Annotated in this window: 15 protein-coding genes and 1 rRNA gene; 4 read left to right on the top strand and 12 right to left on the bottom strand. The window is 72.3% G+C overall.

The features are described from left to right. Window positions 1-35: 35 nt before the first annotated feature. Both OG844_RS37695 and OG844_RS37690 read left to right on the top strand, forming a co-directional pair. Window positions 36-1,433 carry an FAD-binding oxidoreductase gene (locus OG844_RS37695; RefSeq protein ID WP_406389117.1) on the top strand — a complete coding sequence of 466 codons (1,398 nt, stop codon included), beginning with the start codon at window positions 36-38 and terminating at the stop codon, window positions 1,431-1,433. 82 nt (window positions 1,434-1,515) lie between these two features. After that, entirely contained in the window at window positions 1,516-3,141 is a 1,626-nt protein-coding gene (locus OG844_RS37690) for a PucR family transcriptional regulator (protein WP_406389118.1), read from the top strand. 50 nt (window positions 3,142-3,191) lie between these two features. On the opposite strand, the gene OG844_RS37685 is transcribed toward OG844_RS37690, so the two are convergent. The 5 genes from OG844_RS37685 to OG844_RS37665 form a co-directional block, all read right to left on the bottom strand. Next, on the bottom strand, window positions 3,192-4,286 hold the full coding sequence (locus OG844_RS37685; RefSeq protein WP_406389119.1) for a glycosyltransferase family 4 protein: 1,095 nt from the start codon (window positions 4,284-4,286) through the stop codon (window positions 3,192-3,194). A 173-nt stretch (window positions 4,287-4,459) separates the two neighbouring features. Continuing rightward, a complete protein-coding gene (gene recN, locus OG844_RS37680) occupies window positions 4,460-6,205 on the bottom strand; it encodes a DNA repair protein RecN (RefSeq protein ID WP_406389120.1) in 1,746 nt (581 codons plus the stop codon). A gap of 81 nt (window positions 6,206-6,286) precedes the next feature. Beyond that, window positions 6,287-7,210: an NAD kinase gene (locus OG844_RS37675; RefSeq protein WP_406389122.1), complete on the bottom strand. Its 924-nt coding sequence runs from the start codon at window positions 7,208-7,210 to the stop codon at window positions 6,287-6,289. Beyond that, on the bottom strand, window positions 7,207-8,022 hold the full coding sequence (locus OG844_RS37670) for a TlyA family RNA methyltransferase (RefSeq protein WP_406389123.1): 816 nt from the start codon (window positions 8,020-8,022) through the stop codon (window positions 7,207-7,209). Before OG844_RS37670 ends, OG844_RS37675 begins: the two co-directional genes overlap by 4 nt. Before the next feature lie 7 nt (window positions 8,023-8,029). After that, entirely contained in the window at window positions 8,030-8,338 is a 309-nt protein-coding gene (locus tag OG844_RS37665; RefSeq protein ID WP_406389124.1) for a hypothetical protein, read from the bottom strand. A gap of 43 nt (window positions 8,339-8,381) precedes the next feature. Between OG844_RS37665 and OG844_RS37660 the strand changes: the two genes are divergently transcribed. Beyond that, the gene (locus OG844_RS37660) at window positions 8,382-8,729 is read left to right on the top strand and encodes an SCP2 sterol-binding domain-containing protein (protein WP_406389126.1); all 348 of its coding nucleotides are present in this window, start codon (window positions 8,382-8,384) and stop codon (window positions 8,727-8,729) included. A 10-nt stretch (window positions 8,730-8,739) separates the two neighbouring features. Here the strand turns inward: OG844_RS37660 and OG844_RS37655 are convergent, their stop codons facing one another. The 4 genes from OG844_RS37655 to OG844_RS37640 all read right to left on the bottom strand — a co-directional run bounded on the left by OG844_RS37655 (window position 8,740) and on the right by OG844_RS37640 (window position 12,837). Then, on the bottom strand, window positions 8,740-9,555 hold the full coding sequence (locus tag OG844_RS37655) for an ABC transporter ATP-binding protein (RefSeq protein WP_406396043.1): 816 nt from the start codon (window positions 9,553-9,555) through the stop codon (window positions 8,740-8,742). A 68-nt stretch (window positions 9,556-9,623) separates the two neighbouring features. Further along, window positions 9,624-10,682: a FecCD family ABC transporter permease gene (locus OG844_RS37650; protein WP_406389127.1), complete on the bottom strand. Its 1,059-nt coding sequence runs from the start codon at window positions 10,680-10,682 to the stop codon at window positions 9,624-9,626. Then, entirely contained in the window at window positions 10,679-11,659 is a 981-nt protein-coding gene (locus tag OG844_RS37645) for a FecCD family ABC transporter permease (protein ID WP_406396045.1), read from the bottom strand. The genes OG844_RS37650 and OG844_RS37645 overlap by 4 nt, the downstream gene beginning before the upstream one ends. Before the next feature lie 149 nt (window positions 11,660-11,808). Beyond that, entirely contained in the window at window positions 11,809-12,837 is a 1,029-nt protein-coding gene (locus tag OG844_RS37640; RefSeq protein ID WP_406389128.1) for an HAD hydrolase-like protein, read from the bottom strand. A 72-nt stretch (window positions 12,838-12,909) separates the two neighbouring features. On the opposite strand from OG844_RS37640, the gene OG844_RS37635 reads away from it, so the two are divergent. Continuing rightward, window positions 12,910-14,187, top strand: a complete 1,278-nt coding sequence (locus tag OG844_RS37635) for a DUF1015 domain-containing protein (protein ID WP_406389130.1) — start codon at window positions 12,910-12,912, stop codon at window positions 14,185-14,187. Between the two features lie 71 nt (window positions 14,188-14,258). On the opposite strand, the gene OG844_RS37630 is transcribed toward OG844_RS37635, so the two are convergent. The 3 genes from OG844_RS37630 to rrf form a co-directional block, all read right to left on the bottom strand. Further along, complete coding sequence (locus OG844_RS37630) at window positions 14,259-14,993, bottom strand: hypothetical protein (protein WP_406389131.1); 735 nt, start codon at window positions 14,991-14,993, stop codon at window positions 14,259-14,261. Next, window positions 14,993-16,441 (bottom strand): hypothetical protein, encoded by a 1,449-nt coding sequence (locus OG844_RS37625; RefSeq protein ID WP_406389133.1) that lies wholly within the window; start codon window positions 16,439-16,441, stop codon window positions 14,993-14,995. Before OG844_RS37625 ends, OG844_RS37630 begins: the two co-directional genes overlap by 1 nt. Window positions 16,442-16,725: 284 nt before the next feature. Further along, window positions 16,726-16,842 (bottom strand): 5S ribosomal RNA (rrf, locus tag OG844_RS37620). Between the last annotated feature and the right edge of the window lie 33 nt (window positions 16,843-16,875).

Below are 16,875 nucleotides of genomic sequence, written 5' to 3'. Positions count from 1 at the left end.
GGAAAGGTCCTGTCACGCCCTGCGAAGGGGACATCATGACGCCCCGCAGCACCTTGCCGGAAGCCGCTCTGAGCGGTCTGCGCACCGATCTCACCGGCGCTGTCCATGTGCCCGGCGATCCGGGTTACGACGAGGCCCGCGCCGTCTTCAACAGCATGATCGACCGCAGGCCGTCGGTGGTGGCGCAGTGTGCCTCCGAGGTGGATGTGGCACGGGCGCTGCGTTTCGCACGGGAGCACGGGCTGGAGGTCGCCGTGCGCGGAGGCGGTCACAGCGTCGCGGGTATGGCCCTGAGCGATGGCGGCCTGGTGGTGGATCTGCGCCGTATGAACAGCGTGAGGGTCGACCGGGAGGGCCGTTCGGCCCGCGTCGGCGGCGGGGCGACCATGAGCGATCTGGACCGGGCGGCCCAGCCGTACGCCCTGGCGACCACCGGCGGACGGGTCTCCACCACCGGGGTCGGCGGCTTCACCCTGGGCGGCGGATCCGGCTGGCTGGAACGCAAGTTCGGGCTGGCCTGCGACAATCTGCTGGCCGCCGATCTGGTCACCGCGGACGGTGGCAGCGTCCGCGCCACGCCCGAGGAGAACCCGGAGCTCTTCTGGGCGCTGCACGGCGGCGGCGGGAACTTCGGCGTGGTCACCTCGCTCACCCTGCGGCTGCACGACCTGCCCGCGATGAGTATGGCCCTGATTCTCTTCCGGCCCGAGGACGGCCCCGGGGCCGTCCGTGTGTACCGGGATCTGATGGGGTCCGCACCGGACGAGGCGGGTGGCGGCTGCCTGTATCTCACCGCCCCGCCCGAGGAGTTCGTGCCCGAGCAGCTGGTGGGCACGCTCGTCTGCGCGATCGTGTTCACCTATGCCGGGACGGAGGCCGAGCTCCGCGAGGCGGCGGCCCCGCTGCTCGCGCTCGGGCATGAGTCGGAGCTCGTGGCCGAACTCCCCTACGCGGAGCTCCAGTGCATGCTGGACGATCCGCCCGGCATGCGGAACTACTGGTCCGCCGAGTACCTGGACAGCTTCCCCGACGAGGCCGTGTCCGTCTTCTGCTCCACCGCGGAGGCGATGCCCGTTCCCTCCGGCTCTCAGCATGTGCTGTTCCCGATGGGCGGCGCGACGGCGCGCGGCCCCGCCGACTATCCGGTCCCCTGGCGCTCGTCCCCGTGGGGTGTGCACCCGTTCGGGATCTGGGAGAGCGCCGCGGACGACGAACGGGGCAAGCAGTGGGTGCGTGAGGTGCGCGCGGGCGTCCGTCCCTGGGCGAACGGTGCGGTCTACCTCAACTTCATCGGACGCGAGGGGCAGGACCGCGTCGTCGCCGGAGTGGGCGAGGAGAACTACGCCCGGCTGGCCGCCGTCAAGGCGCAGTACGACCCCGGCAACGTCTTCCACCTGAACCACAACATCCGTCCCGCCGCAGCCGCGGTGTGACGTACCCCGCCGGGCCCGGTAACTTCCTGACCGGGGCGATTGCCCCGTCGCACGCGAGCAGGAAGCACGAAGGTCGGAGTCAGTGGAGACACAGGGCGGAATCACCGTGCGGCGGGCGCTGGAACTGCCGGGGCTGCGCGGCGGAGTCCCGGAGGTGCTGGCGGGGGCGGACCGGCTGGACCGTACGGTGCGCTGGGTGCACACGGGTGAGGTGCCGAACATCGCCTCCCTCCTCAAGGGCGGTGAGCTGCTGCTCACCACGGGTCTCGTGCTGGGCTCCCGGCCCGCCGAACAGCGCGCCTTCGTGCGGCGGCTCGCCGACCGGGGCATCGCCGCCCTGGTGGTGGAGCTCGGCCCCCGTTTCAGCCGGCTGCCCGCGGCGATCGTGGACACGGCACGGACGGCGGGGCTGCCGCTCGTACAGCTGCACCGTGAGGTCCCGTTCGTGTCGGTGACCGAGGAGATCCACACGGAGATCGTCAACGGGCACTACGCGCTGCTCCAGCGGGCCGAGGAGGTGCACCGGCGCTGCACGCAGGCGGTGCTCGGCGGCGGTGGGGTGCCGCAGGTGCTGGGCATCCTGGCGGACTTCACCGCGAACCCCGTCTTCCTCGAAACCCCGGACGGCCGGCTGCTGTACGCGGCGGGGACGGGGACCGGGCCGGTGGGAGCCGATCCGCTACAGGTCTGGGAGGGGCTGCGCGGTGGCCGTGCGGCCCGCGAGGCACCGCCCGCCGGGGCGCTTTTGGTGGAGGTGCCCGGCGGAGGTTCCGGGACCGGTTCCGTGCGGGCCCGGTTGGTGCTGCTCGCGGTGTCGGGGCCGTTGGTGGTGGTGCACCGGATGGCGGCCGAGCGGGCTGCGGGCATCCTCGCCGTCGTCCTGATGCAGGCGCGTCAGGACGAGGAGCTGGCGGCTCGGGGGCGCGGTGACTTCCTCACGGATCTCGCCGAGGGCAGGATCGCCCCCGAGGACGCGCCCGCGCAGGCCAAGGTCCTGGGGTTCAAGCCGGGCGGGGACCCCCTGCTGCCGGTGGTGATGCGTATCGCACCCGAGCTGTCGCCGTCGGGCAACTGGGCTCTGCTGGCACGGGCGGTGCTGGAGGAGCTGTCGGCCGTGGGCGTACCCGTGCTGCTCGGGGTGCGGCCCGTGGAGGGCAGGATCCCGCTGCTGCTGGCATTGCGTCCGGAGACGGGGCGCGCGGCGGTCGCGGACCGGGTGGCGGCGGCGCTGCGGGCGGGCGTCGAGCGGGCGGGTCTCGAACGGGCCGGTGACCGTGCGCCGGTCGTGGTGGTCGGGGCGGCCGGCAGCTGGGCGGCGGCCGGTGCCGGACTGCGGCACGCGGCGGAAGCGGCGACGGCCGCCCAGGGGCTCGACGAGCTTCCCTGGTACGACGCCCAGCGCCTCGACATCGATCTGCTGCTGTGGCGGCTGCGGGAGCACCCGGATCTGGCGTCCTTCGTGGACCGGACGATCGGGCCGCTGCGGGAGCACGACCGGACCTCCCGCCCCCCGCTGCTGCCCACGCTCGAGGCGTACATCGACCATGCGGGCCGCAAGGCGGAGGCCGCACGCGAGCTGCATCTGAACCGCCAGACGCTCTACAACCGGCTGGCCCGCATCGGGGAGCTGCTCGGCGCCGATCTGGACGACCCGCAGACGGTCCTGGCCCTGAGCCTGGCCCTGCGTGCCCGGCGCCACACGCCGTGAGACCCACGCCCCCGGTGCCCCGTACTCCCGGGGCTCGCGCCCCCGGGGCCTCATGTGCGGACCGTGGCCAGTGGCTGCGCCAACTCGTCGTAGACGGACAGCACATGGGCGATCGTGTCGTCCTCGGTCGGCCACCCCGCGGCCTGCACGAGCCCCGCCGCTGCGAGCCGCTCGCGCCGTTCCCGGTCGCCGAGGAGCCTTACGACGGCGCGCGCGAGCGCCTCCGCGTCCCCGGGGGGAACCAGTTCCGCCGCGTCGCCCGCCAGTTCGGCCGGCCCGCCGGTCGTGGCCGCCACGAGGGGCACCCCCAGCCGCAGCGCCTCGTGCGCCGCCGTCGGCGGCGGCGACTCCCCGCCGCAGGTCAGCACGGCAAGGTCCGCCGCGGCGAGGATCTCGACGGTGTCGTCCCGGCTGCCGGCAAGGAGGACGGGCAGTTGCTCGTCGGTGATCCTGCGCTGCAGGGCGGCCCGCTCCTGCCCCTCCCCCACGATCACCAGCAGGGGTACGGGGTCCAGTTCACGCCAGACGCGGGCGGCGTCCAGCAGCGCGCCGAAGCCGTGGTGCGGCAGGAGACTTCCGACCGATACGAGCAACGGCCTTCCCACCGCTCCCAGTTCGACGCGCGCCTTGCCGTCGTGACCGGTGGCGGCAGAGGGGCCCGCCGGGATCGCGGCCAGTGCGAGGCGCGCGTCCCTGGCGCCCCGGCGGCGGGCCCGGTCGACCAGATCCGAGGACGTACCCAGCACGACGGCCGCCGCCCGGGCGGCCCTTCGCTCCAGCAGGTGCAGCAGCCGGCGGCGGGCGCCTTCGGTGTGGGCACGGGCACGCCAGGTCACGACCAGCGGCGTACGGCGGCCGCTGAGCGCGAGCCCGGTCCGGACGGCGGCGTGCAGACCGTGCGCGTGGACCACGTCTGCGCCGGCGCAGGCGGCGCGCAGGGCGGCGACGGCTGCGGGGTCGCTGCGCCGGGGTACCGCGACGAAGCGGGCTCCCGTCGCGGGGAAGTCATGGCCGCGGTCGGCTCCGGCGGGGGCGCAGACCGTGACCTGCACCCCTCTGGCGACCAGACCTGCGGCGAGCGAGACGACATGAGCGCTGCTTCCGGCACCACCGCCCAGGACTTGGACCGTACGCAGCTGTGACACGTCGAATGGCTCCCGGAGCTCCGGAGTCGGCGGTATGTACAGACCAAGGATGCCAGTCCGTACGCACGTTCCGGGACTGACGAAACGTTGTTCCCGTCCTTGCGGCGACAGGCGACCGGGCCACCCCACCCGTTGGAGTGAGATCGGCGGCCCGGTATTGACACCAGAATCCGCTATCCGTCCGCCCGTGCCGTCGCCAGCAGCTCCTCGGCGTGGGCCCGTGCCGTCTCCGAGTCCTCCTGTCCGGCCAGCATCCGGGAGAGTTCGCGCACCCGGTCCTCGCCCTCCAGGATTGTGACGCCACTGCTCGTCACCGAGCCGTCCACCGTCTTCTCGACCAGCAGCTGCCGGTCGGCGAAGGCCGCCACCTGGGGCAGGTGCGTCACCACCACGACCTGCGCGGACCTGGCCAGCTTGGCCAGCCGACGGCCCACCTCGACGGCGGCCTTGCCGCCGACACCCGCGTCGACCTCGTCGAAGAGGTACGTCGGTACGGGGTCGGAACCCGCGAAGACCACCTCGACGGCGAGCATCACCCGCGACAGCTCACCGCCCGACGCCCCCTTGGCGATCGGCCGGGGCTGGGCCCCGGGGTGCGGTGCCAGCAGGAGTTCGACCTCGTCGGCGCCGGACGGCCCGTAGAGCACGCTCCGCCCGCCGATGTCGATGCCGGACGCCTCGTCCGCCGCCTCCGTCTGCCGGATGGCGAAGGACACACGGGCGTGCGGCATCGCGAGCGACGCCAGTTCCTCCGTCACCGCCCCGGCGAAACGTGCCGCCGCTTCCGTACGCGCGTCGGTCAGCGCCTGCCCGAGCCCGGAGAGCTCGCTGCGCAGCGCGTCGCGCTCCGCCGTCAGCTCACCGATGCGGTCGTCGTCGCCCTCGAGCTCCGTCAGCCGGGCAGCACCCTCCTCGGCCCAGGCGAGCACGGCGGAGACGTCCTGACCGTACTTGCGGGTCAGCGCTGTCAGCGCCGAGCGCCGCTCCTCGACGGCGGCGAGCCGCCGCGGGTCGGCGTCCAGCTGGTCGGCGTACCCGGCGAGTTCCCCGGACACGTCGGCGAGCAGGATGGAGATCTCGCCGATGCGGTCGGCGAGCGCGGCCAGCGCCGGGTCGTGGGCCCGCACGGCGTCCAGGGACCGGCCTGCCGCCGCGACGACGGTCGTGGCGTCCACGCCCTCCTGGTCCTCCGGGTCGCCCGCGAGCGCCGCGTGCGCGAGGGCCGCCGCGGAGGCGAGCGCCTCGGCGTGGCCGAGCCGCTCGGCCTCCGCGGCCAGTTCGGTGTCCTCACCGGGCAGTGGCTCGACCGCGGCGACCTCGTTGAGGCCGAAGCGCAGCAGATCCGCTTCCTGGGCCCGCTCCCTGGTACGCGTGGTGATCTCGTCGAGCTCCACGACGACCGCGCGCAGCCGCCGGTAGGCCGCCGCGTACTTGGTGTGCGGACCCTCGACGCCGTCGCCGGCGTACCGGTCGAGGGCCTGCCGCTGCCGCGCGGGCTTGAGCAGTCCCTGCTGGTCGGTCTGGCCGTGTACCGCCACGAGTTCGTCGGCGAGCTCGGCGAGGACCCCCACGGGCACCGATCTGCCCCCGAGGTGGGCGCGGGAGCGCCCCTCCGCCGAAACGGTACGGCTGATGAGCAGCGCACCGTCCTCGATCTCGGCCCCCGCCTCCTGGGCGCGCAGCGCCGCCGCGTCGCCCTCGGACACCGTGATCCGCCCCTCGACGACCGCGGCCTTGGCCCCGATCCGTACCAGGGCAGGGTCTGCACGCCCCCCGAGCAGTAGCCCCAGGCTGGTGACGACCATGGTCTTGCCCGCGCCGGTCTCGCCCGTCACCGCGGTGAAACCGGGTGACAGCTCGACCACCGCGTCGTCGATGACTCCGAGCGACCGTATCCGCATCTCCTCCAACACGGACATGACCTTACGAGGTCCGGACCCCGGTGCGCCAAGGGCCCCGGGTACCGGTTCACTCTCCCGGGCCCCGGGACCGCTTTCCGCTCAGTGCGGAGCGCCGCGCCAGCCCTGCACCGGAAGCGCGAACTTGGCGACCAGACGGTCCGTGAACGAGGCCTGGTGCAGCCGTGCCAGCCGTACGGGAACCGCACCGCGCCGCACTTCGACGCGTGCCCCCGCAGGCAGCTCGACGGTCCTGCGGCCGTCGCACCACAGCACCCCGTGCGGGGTGTGCGGCTGTACCTCGACCGCGAGTACCGAGTCGGGTGAGGTCACCAGCGGCTTGGCGAACAGCGCGTGGGCGCTGATCGGCACCATCAGCAGGGCCTCGACCTCGGGCCAGACGACGGGGCCGCCCGCCGAGAAGGCGTAGGCGGTCGAGCCGGTCGGCGTGGCGCAGACGATTCCGTCACAGCCGAAGCCGGTCACCGGCCGGCCGTCGATCTCGAGCACGACCTCCAGCATCCGCTCGGGCGAGACCTTCTGCACGGCCGCCTCGTTGAGCGCCCAGTCGGTGTGCACGATGTCGCCGTTGCTGTGGACGATGACGTCGAGCGTCATGCGCTCCTCGACCTGGTACGCGCGGGTGACGACCCGGTCGACGACCTTGTCGAGGTCGTCCCGCTCGGCCTCGGCGAGGAATCCGACGCGCCCGAGGTTGACGCCCAGCATGGGTACGCCGGATGCCCGGGAGATCTCGGCGCCGCGCAGCAGCGTCCCGTCCCCGCCGAGCACGATCAGCAGTTCGCAGCCGTCCACGGCCGCGGGCGTGGCATCGGTGACCGTCACCACGGACGGCGGAAGCGGCAGGTCGGCCGCCTCGACCGCCAGGACCCGGACGCCGAGGCCGTTGCGCAGCAGGCCCTGGACGACGAGCTCGGCGCTGCGGATCGCTGCCGAGCGGCCGGTGTGCGCCAGCAGGAAGACAGTTCGTACCGCGTTCTCGGGTTGTGCCGCATGCGTCGTCAACGAGGCCCCTCCGCCACTGCACGGTCGACATCCGCGGGATCCAGTTCAGGAGCTCCGGCCCGCAGCCACAGAAAGTACTCGACATTTCCCGACGGCCCGGGCAGCGGGCTCGCCGTGACACCCCGGACGCCGAGGCCCAGGAGGCCGGCCCGGCGCGCCACTTCCCGTACCGCTTCGGCCCGCAGCTCGGGGCTGCGGACCACACCACCGCTTCCGAGGCGCTCCTTGCCCACCTCGAACTGCGGCTTGACCATGAGGACCAGGTCCGCGTCGGGTGCTGCGCAGCGCGCCAGGGCGGGCAGTACGAGACCGAGCGGGATGAACGACAGATCGCCCACCACCAGGTCCACCGCCTCTCCGTCGAGCTGCTCCAGCGTCAGCTCCCGCACATTGGTACGGTCCTTGACGATGACGCGTTCATCCGACTGCAGGGACCAGGCCAGCTGCCCGTAGCCGACGTCGACGGCGACGACGTGCCTGGCTCCGGCCCGCAGCAGCACATCGGTGAATCCGCCCGTGGACGCGCCGGCGTCCAGGGCCCGTCGTCCTTCGACCTTCAGCCCGAGGGGGACGAAGGCGTCGAGCGCGCCCGCGAGTTTGTGCCCGCCGCGCGAGACGTACTCGGGGTCGCTGTCGTCCTTCACGACGACGACGGCGGCGCTCGTCTCGACCTGGGTGGCGGGCTTGGTCGCGGTGCTGCCGCCGACGGTCACCCGCCCCGCCGCGATCAGCTGGCTCGCGTGCTCGCGCGAGCGCGCGAGCTTGCGGCGCACCAGCTCGGCGTCGAGGCGGCGACGTGCCACTCCTGCCACTTCTCGTTCAGCTCCTGTTGTTGTACGGGGGTGCGGGTGCGGGTCCGGCGTCCAGCTCGGTCAGCGCGTCGCGCAGCCCGCGGTGTACATCCTCGTACACCGCGGTGTGCCCGTCCGCCGGGAGGTGGTCCGCGTCGGCCAGTCGCTCCAGCTGCGCATCGACCCCGGGATGCCCGGTGGCGGTGCGTGCGACACCGAGGGGGGCGGGCGGGGCCGGGTCGAAGGAGGGCGCGGGCGGCACGTCGGGCTGTGCCGCGGCCCCGGGTTCCGCGTCGCCCTCCTGTGCCGTCCCCGGCTCCGGCATCCAGTCGCTCATGCCCGAAACGCTACCCCGAACGGCTGGGGTACCGTCGGTGGCGATGGCGACCATGGCGGAGTGCCGCAGCGCACTCGACACACTTTCCGGCAACCTGGCAGGTGCCGACGGCGACGTACGCAGCGCTGCTGCTCTCGACCGCTCGCTGAGCTGCCACATCAAGGATCTCGACGTCACGTTCATCGGGCGGCTGTCGGGTGGCCGGATCCGGGTACTCGACACGGTCGAGGGTCCCCCCCGCGAGAAGGCCGAGATCCGGCTCGCGATGACCGGGGACGATCTGGTGGCCATGGTGAACGGCGAGCTCAATTTCGCGAAGGCCTGGGGCTCGGGCCGGGTCCGGCTGGAGGCGGGCTTCCGCGATCTGCTGAAGCTCAGGTCCCTGTTGTAGGCCGTGCCCCTCAGGCCCCGGCGGTGGCCCTGGCGCCGGCCCGCTTCCGGCGGGCGGCCGGGACCACGAGCGGTGTTCCCGTCTCCGGGTCGTCGATGACCTGGCACGGCAGCCCGAAGACCTCCTCCACCAGCTCCGCCGTGACCACATCGCCGGGGACGCCCTCGGCGACGATCTCGCCCCGGCGCATGGCGATGAGGTGGGTGGCGTACCGGGCGGCGTGGTTGAGGTCGTGCAGCACGGCGACCAGCGTGCGTCCCTGTGTCTCGTGGAGTTCGGCACACAGGTCGAGCACGTCGATCTGGTGCTGGATGTCGAGGTACGTCGTCGGCTCGTCGAGCAGGAGCAGCGGGGTCTGCTGGGCGAGCGCCATGGCGATCCAGACGCGCTGGCGCTGACCGCCGGACAGTTCGTCGACGTAGCGGTCGGCGAGGTCGCCGACTCCGGTGGACGCCATGGACTCCACGACGATCCGTTCGTCCTCGGGAGACCACTGGCGCAGCAGCCCCTGGTGCGGGTACCGGCCGCGCGAGACGAGGTCGGCGACCGTGATGCCGTCGGGGGCTATGGAGGTCTGGGGCAGCAGGCCCAGGGTCCTGGCGACCTTCTTCGCGGGCATCCGGTGGATGGCCTGTCCGTCCAGCAGGACCTCGCCCCGGCTCGGCCTCAGCATCCGGGACAGCGCGCGCAGCAGGGTCGACTTGCCGCAGGCGTTGGGACCGACGATCACCGTGAAGGAGTTGTCGGGGATCTCGACCGAGAGGTCCTCGGCGATGACGCGCTGGTCGTAGCCGAGGGTCACCGAGTCTGCGGTGAGGCGCTGCATGGTCGTACTCCCGGAGTTGATGGGGTTCGTCTGCGAGGTGTCCGGTGCCGCCACCGGTGTACCGGGCTTCATATGCGTCCCGCCTTGCGCTCGGACACCAGCAGCCACAGCAGGTAGCAGCCACCCAGCACACCGGTGACCACACCCACCGGAAGCCGGCGGTCCCCGAAGGCGTTCGTCGCGGTCCAGTCGGCGACGAGCAGCAGGGCCGCGCCCGTGCACGCCGCGGCGGCCAGGTTGGGGCCGGGCGAGCGGGTGAGCCTGCGGGCGACCTGCGGGGCGCTCAGCGAGACGAAGACGATGGGGCCGGCGGCAGCCGTGGCGACGGCGACGAGGATCACGGCGCAGCCCAGCAGGACGAGCCGGGTGCGTTCCACCCGTACGCCCAGGGCGTGTGCGGCGTCGTCGCCCATCTCCAGCATGCGCAGGGCGCGTCCGTGGCCCAGGACCAGGGGGACGAGAACGCCGCAGACCGCGAGGAGCGGCCAGACCTGGGCCCAGTCCCGGCCGTCGAGTGAGCCTGTCATCCAGACGACGGCGCGGGTGGCGTCGACGAGGTTGGCCTTGGTGATCAGGTAGTGGATGGCCGCGGTGAGCATCGCGGCCGCGCCGATGCCGACGAGGACGAGCCGGTAGCCGTGCACCCCCCGCTTCCAGGCCAGCAGGTAGACGGCGACACCGGTGAGCACGCCTCCGGCCACGGCCCCCGCGGCGACCTCGGTCGGCCCTCCGTGGAAGAGCACGATCACGGTGAGGGCGCCGACCGCGGAGCCCTGGCCGAAGCCGAGCACGTCGGGGCTGCCCAGCGGGTTGCGGGAGACGCTCTGGAAGACGGCTCCGCCCACGCCGAGCGCGGCACCGACCAGGAGTCCGACCAGGACCCTCGGCAGGCGCAGGTCCGTGACGATGAACTCCTGCTGGAAGGTCCCGTTGCCGAACAGCGTGGTGAGGACCTCGCCCGGCGTCATGGAGTAGTCGCCGCTGCCGGTGAGCACCACGGCCGCCGCTGCCGCCACCAGGGCGAGCAGCACGATCACGACGAGCGCCCGGACGTCCACCCGGAAGGAGAAGCCGCCGGCGGTCCGTACGGCGCGGACGGACTTCGCTGTGTCCTGCGGGGCCTTCACAGCTGGGCCATCCTCTTGCGTCGTACGAGATGGATGAAGACGGGTCCGCCGAGCAGTGCGGTGACGATGCCGACCTGCAGTTCGGAGGGGCGAGCCATGACCCGGCCGACCACATCCGCGCCGAGCAGCAGCACGGGCGACAGCACGGCCGCGTACGGCAGGATCCACCGCATGTCCGGCCCCGTGATGGTGCGGACGAGGTGCGGGATCATCAGCCCGATGAAGACGATCGGCCCGCAGGCGGCGGTGGCCGCCCCGCAGAGCAGGGTGACGGCCGCCATCGCGAGGACGCGGGTCCGGGTCAGATGGGCACCGAGCGCCCTGGCCGTGTCGTCGCCCATCTCCAGGGCGTTCAGCGGCCGGGCGATGAGGAGCGCGAGCAGCACGCCGAGCGCGATGAACGGCCACACCTTGCCGACGGTCTCCATGGTGGCGGAGGCCAGCGAACCGACGGTCCAGAACCGGAGCCGGTCCAGCGCCGCCGCGTCCAGCAGCTGTACGGCGTTGACGTAGCCGAACAGCGCCGCGGTGACCGCCGTACCGGCGAGCGCGAGCCGCACCGGGTTCGCGGACCGGCTGCCGCCCAGCAGATACACGGCCACGGACACCACCGCGGCACCGGCGAACGCGAACCAGACGTACCCCGTCAGCGAGGTGACGCCGAAGAAGCTGATCGCGGAGACGACCGCCGCGGCAGCGCCCGCGTTGACACCCAGCAGGCCGGGCTCGGCGAGCGGGTTACGGGTCAGGGCCTGCATCACCGCGCCGGAGAGGCCGAGTGCCGCCCCGACGATCAGCCCGAGCACGGTCCGCGGGACGCGCACGTCCCGTACGAGGACGTCACCGTTGGTTCCCGAGTAGTGAAACAGGCCGTGCCAGACCTCGGACAGGGGCAGCGCCTTGGCCCCGATCGCGACACTCGCGAGGCAGACCAGGACCAGGACGCCCACGGCTGCCAGCAGACCTGCGGCACGCACCGCATGACGCGCGGGGCGCGTGGGCTTTTCCGGCGTGGCCGCGGGGCCGGCGCTCGATTCGGGGGGACTCTCAACCAACACCGGGTTAGGTTAGCCTACCCTCCAGTTGTCTCACCTGGCCGGTTCGGCGTGCGCCTCCGCCCCGGCGCCTACAGCCCGAGCCTGGCCACCGCCTTCGCCGAGTCGAGCCCGCAGGCACCTTCACCGGCGTACGTCCATGCCGCACCGCACAGGGCCCTCAGCCCGTCCAACGGATCGCCGTCGCCCTCCAGCACCAGGGCGTCCCCCTGTGCCTCGGCCGTCCAGCCACCACAGCTGACCCGGCCGCCCTCCTCCGCCACCTCCGGCTGACCGGTGAGCAGCCCCCGAAGGTCCCGGTCCACATACGTCGGCCGGTACTTCGGCTCGGCGGCCAGCAACTGTGCCGCGTCGGTCACGCCGGTGAGCACCAGCAGCGAGTCGACTCCTCCGTTGAACGCGCCCTCGATGTCCGTGTCCAGCCGGTCCCCGACGACCAGCGGCCTCTCGGCACCGGTCCGCAGGACCGTCTCCCGGTGCATCGGGGGCAACGGCTTGCCGGCGACCTGCGGCTCGGCACCGGTGGCGATGCGTACGACCTCCACCGCCGCACCGTTGCCCGGCGCTATGCCGCGGGCGCCGGGAATCGTCAGGTCCGTATTGGACGCGAACCACACTGCCCCGCGCGCGATCGCGTACGCCGCCTCGGCGAACCGCCCCCACGCCAGGTCCGGTCCGCCGTACCCCTGCGCCACCGCCACCGGCTCGTCGTCCACCGACTCCACCGGCACCAGCCCCCGCTCGCGCAGGGCGACGCGCAGCCCTTCCCCGCCGACCACGAGCACCCTGGCCCCGGAGGGCAGTTGATCGGCCATCAGCCGGGCCACCGCCTGCGCCGACGTGATCACATCGGCGGGCTCCGCCGGCACCCCGAGCTCCGTCAGGTGCTCCGCCACCGCGTCGGGGGTGCGCAGGGCGTTGTTCGTGACGTACGCCAGCCGCATCCCGCCCTCACGTGCGCTGCCCAGCGATTCGACGGCGTGGACGATGGCGTGCCCGCCCGCGTACACCACCCCGTCGAGATCGAGCAGAGCCGTGTCGTACGCCTCGCTCAGCGCCGTGGTGCTCCCGAGCGGCCGTGACCTGTACTGCTGACTCATATGCCTGTGCTCCTCTTTCCATGCCTCTGCCCCGATCATCGCGCATATAGGGACCGCACATACGATGCACAAATGAACACATCAGGGCCCGCCGAGCAGGGACTGCGGCTGATCCCCTTCCGCGGGCTGCGGTACGTCCCCGAGCGGGTCGGCAGCCTTGCCGCGGTGACCTCACCGCCGTACGACGTCGTGGTCAGGCCCGACGGGCTGCACCACCTGGAGTCCGCGGACCCGCACAACATCGTGCGGCTGATCCTTCCGCAGGCCGGCACCGCCGCGGCGCGCCACCAGCAGGCAGCCGAGACCCTGAAGCGCTGGCTCGCCGAGGGCGTTCTCGCTCCGGACCCCGTCCCGGCGCTCTACGTCTACGAACAGCGACGCGGCGGAATCCTGCAGCGTGGTGTGATCGGGGCCCTGGCGCTCTCCCCCGCCGGCGAGGGCATCGTGCTCCCGCACGAAGACGTCATGGCCGATGTCGTGGAGGACCGCGCCGACCTGATGCGCACCGCGGCGGCCCACCTCGAACCTCTGCTGCTCAGCTACGTCAGCGACGGCGCGCGAGCGGGAGCGAACGCCGTCATCGAACGCGTGCTGGAACGCCTCCCGCTGCTCACCACCACGACGGAGGACGGCTTCAGCCACCGCCTCTGGGCCGTCACCGATCCCGGCGAGCACGCGGAGATCCAGGCGGATCTCTCCCGCCGCCAGGCGCTGATCGCCGACGGCCACCATCGTTGGGCCACCTATCTCCGGCTCCAGAAGGAACAGCCGGCGCCGGGCCCCTGGGACTTCGGGCTGGTCCTCCTCGTCGATACGGCCCGCTATCCCCTGCAGGTCCGTGCCATCCACCGGCTGCTGCACCGCCTTCCGGTCGCCGAGGCGATCGAGGCCCTGGGCAGCAGCTTCCGGGTCAGGGAGATCGAGGGGCCGCTCCCCCGGGCCCTCGACGCGCTCACGGAGGCCGCCGCGGAGGGCAACGCCTTTCTGTTCGCCGGCGACGGCAGTTTCCACCTCGTCGACCGGCCGGACGGAGACCTCCTCGCCCGCACGGTTCGTGCCGACCGGCCGGCGGCCTGGCGGGCACTGGACGCGACCGTGCTGCACTCCACACTCCTGGACCATGTCTGGAGGATTCCCGACGCGCCGGAGCACATCGCGTACATCCACGACACCGCGGCGGCCGTCGAGCAGGCCGAGCGGCACAATGCCACGGCGGTGCTGATGCATCCGGTCCGCGAGGACGTCGTCCGGGACCTGGCCAGACAGGGCGTCACCATGCCCCGCAAGTCGACCTCGTTCGGCCCCAAGCCGGCCACGGGTCTCGTTCTGCGCAGTCTCGACACGGACTGAGGACGGGCGACAAACAGAAGAGGGCGGCACCCGTCACGGGTGCCGCCCTCCTTCTTTCAGCCGTTCAGCGCTTACGCCTTCGCGGAACCCTCCGCGTCGTCGTCGTCGACTTCCTCGATCTCCAGGTCGTCCTCGTCGTAGTACTCCTCGACGCCGTCGTCCTCGTCCTGCTCCGCGGCGCCCGGCGCCTCGGCCTCGGCCTCGGCCTCGGCCACAGCCGGGTGCTCGTCGTCCTCACCCATGGCGTCGACGAACTCCACACCGTCGAGCTGGGCGAGCCGGTCCGACGCGTCGGTCGCCCCGTCCTTGTCCGCCTCGAGGGCCTTGCCGAACCACTCACGTGCCTCGTCCTCGCGCCCGGCTTCCAGGAGTGCGTCCGCGTACGCGTACCGCAGGCGCGGCGTCCACGAGTGCACGGAGCTGGAGGCGAGCTCGGGGCCCTGCAGGGTGACGATTGCCGCGTCGATCTGCCCCATGTCCCTGCGGGCTCCGGCGGCTACCAGGCGCATCTCGACCTGGCCTGCCTTGTCCAGCTTCTGGACCTCGGGCCCACCGGCCATGTCCATCGCCCGCTCGGGCCTGCCGAGTCCGCGCTCGCAGTCGGCCATGACGGGCCACAGGTCCACGGAGCCGGTCATGCGACGGGACGCCCTGAACTCGGCCAGTGCCTCCGCGTACTTCTGCGTCGCGTACGCCGCGAAGCCGGCCGCCTCACGCACCGCTGCGACGCGCGAGGCAAGACGCAGTGCGATACGCGAGTACGCGTATGCCTGCTCGGGGTCCTCATCGAGGAGGCGGGCCACCATCACGAGGTTACGAGCGACGTCATCGGCCAGGGTCTTGGGCAGGCTGTACAGCTCCTGCCGGACATCCTTGTCGATCTCTTGGCCCGTGACGTCGTCCGGGATGGGAAGCCGCTTGATCGGCTCACGGTCGCGGTCGTCGCGACCCTGGTAACCACCGCGGTCGTCGCGACCCTGGTAGCCACCGCGGTCGTTGTCGCGACGGGGCGCACGGTCCCGGTCACGGCTCCTGTCGTCACGACCACCACGGTCGTCGCGGCGGAAGCCACCACCGGTGCTGCCGCCACGGTTGTCGTCACGGCGGAAGCCACCACCGGTGCTGCCGCCACGGTTGTCGTCACGACGGAAGCCACCGCCGGTGCTGCCGCCACGGTTGTCGTCGCGGCGGGGGCCGCTGCTGGGACGGTCGTCACGGCGCTCAAACCCACCGGTGGGGCGACCGCCACGGTCGTCACGCTGACCACCGCGGTACCCACCACGCTCGTCATCACGACGCGGCGCACGATCATCACGACGGAAGCCAAAGCCGGCGGTGCCACCACGGCTGTCGTCCCGGCGGGGGCCGCTGCTGGGACGGTCGTCACGGCGCTCGAAGCCGCCGCTGGGGCGACCACCGCGGTCCTCACGGCGCTCAAACCCACCGGTGGGGCGACCGCCACGGTCGTCACGCTGACCACCGCGGTACCCACCACGCTCGTCATCACGACGCGGCGCACGATCATCACGACGGAAACCGCCGCCGGCGGTGCCACCACGGCTGTCATCACGGCGGAAGCCACCACCGGTGCTGCCACCACGGCTGTCATCGCGACGGGGGCCGCTGCTGGGACGGTCATCACGCCGCGGAGCACGGTCATCACGACGGAAGCCGCCGCCGGTGCTGCCGCCACGGCTGTCGTCCCGGCGGGGGCCGCTGCTGGGACGGTCGTCACGGCGCTCAAACCCACCGGTGGGGCGACCGCCACGGTCGTCACGCTGACCACCGCGGTACCCACCACGCTCGTCATCACGACGCGGCGCACGATCATCACGACGGAAACCGCCGCCGGCGGTGCCACCACGGCTGTCATCACGGCGGAAGCCACCACCGGTGCTGCCACCACGGCTGTCATCGCGACGGGGGCCGCTGCTGGGACGGTCATCACGCCGCGGAGCACGGTCATCACGACGGAAGCCGCCGCCGGTGCTGCCGCCACGGCTGTCGTCCCGGCGGGGGCCGCTGCTGGGACGGTCGTCACGGCGCTCGAAGCCACCGGTGGGGCGACCGCCACGGTCGTCACGCTGACCACCGCGGTACCCACCACGCTCGTCATCACGACGCGGCGCACGATCATCACGACGGAAGCCACCGCCGGTGCTGCCACCACGGCTGTCATCGCGACGGAAGCCACCGCCGGTGCTGCCACCACGGCTGTCGTCCCGGCGGGGGCCGCCGCCGGTGCTGCCACCACGGCTGTCGTCCCGGCGGGGGCCGCTGGCACGGTCGTTGGTGTCACGTCGAGGCGCGCCGGACCGGTCGTCACGACCGCCACGGAAACCGCCCCTGTCACCGCCGTCACGGCGACGCGGCTCGCGCTCCGGACGGTCGTCGGAAGAGTTGGTGGACATGGGGGTGACTCCTGTCATCGGGTACCACAGACATTCTCGCGCAGCCGACCATCCGACGCGCTTCGACAAAAACAAAAGGACCCTTGGTCCCAGCATGAACGCTGGGACCAAGGGTCCTTGAAAGATTGTTCGGCGGCGTCCTACTCTCCCACAGGGTCCCCCCTGCAGTACCATCGGCGCTGAAAGGCTTAGCTTCCGGGTTCGGAATGTAACCGGGCGTTTCCCTAACGCAATGACCACCGAAACACTATCGGCCAGCTCCGCAATGAAAAGCAGA

It is taken from the genome of Streptomyces sp. NBC_00887 (assembly GCF_045207585.1).
Note: the sequence above shows the minus strand (reverse complement) of the source record. Positions and strands in the feature narration are given on the sequence as shown.

What these genes read in the sequence shown, in the direction of transcription:
- OG844_RS37630 (WP_406389131.1), bottom strand. Translation starts at nt 14,993, where the DNA reads ATGGTGGCCCGCCTCCTCGATGAGGACCCCGAGCAGGCATACGCGTAC.
- OG844_RS37655 (WP_406396043.1), bottom strand. Translation starts at nt 9,555, where the DNA reads ATGCAGCGCCTCACCGCAGACTCGGTGACCCTCGGCTACGACCAGCGC.
- OG844_RS37640 (WP_406389128.1), bottom strand. Translation starts at nt 12,837, where the DNA reads ATGAGTCAGCAGTACAGGTCACGGCCGCTCGGGAGCACCACGGCGCTG.
- recN (WP_406389120.1), bottom strand. Translation starts at nt 6,205, where the DNA reads ATGTCCGTGTTGGAGGAGATGCGGATACGGTCGCTCGGAGTCATCGAC.
- OG844_RS37660 (WP_406389126.1), top strand. Translation starts at nt 8,382, where the DNA reads ATGGCGACCATGGCGGAGTGCCGCAGCGCACTCGACACACTTTCCGGC.
- OG844_RS37635 (WP_406389130.1), top strand. Translation starts at nt 12,910, where the DNA reads ATGAACACATCAGGGCCCGCCGAGCAGGGACTGCGGCTGATCCCCTTC.
- OG844_RS37695 (WP_406389117.1), top strand. Translation starts at nt 36, where the DNA reads ATGACGCCCCGCAGCACCTTGCCGGAAGCCGCTCTGAGCGGTCTGCGC.
- OG844_RS37665 (WP_406389124.1), bottom strand. Translation starts at nt 8,338, where the DNA reads ATGAGCGACTGGATGCCGGAGCCGGGGACGGCACAGGAGGGCGACGCG.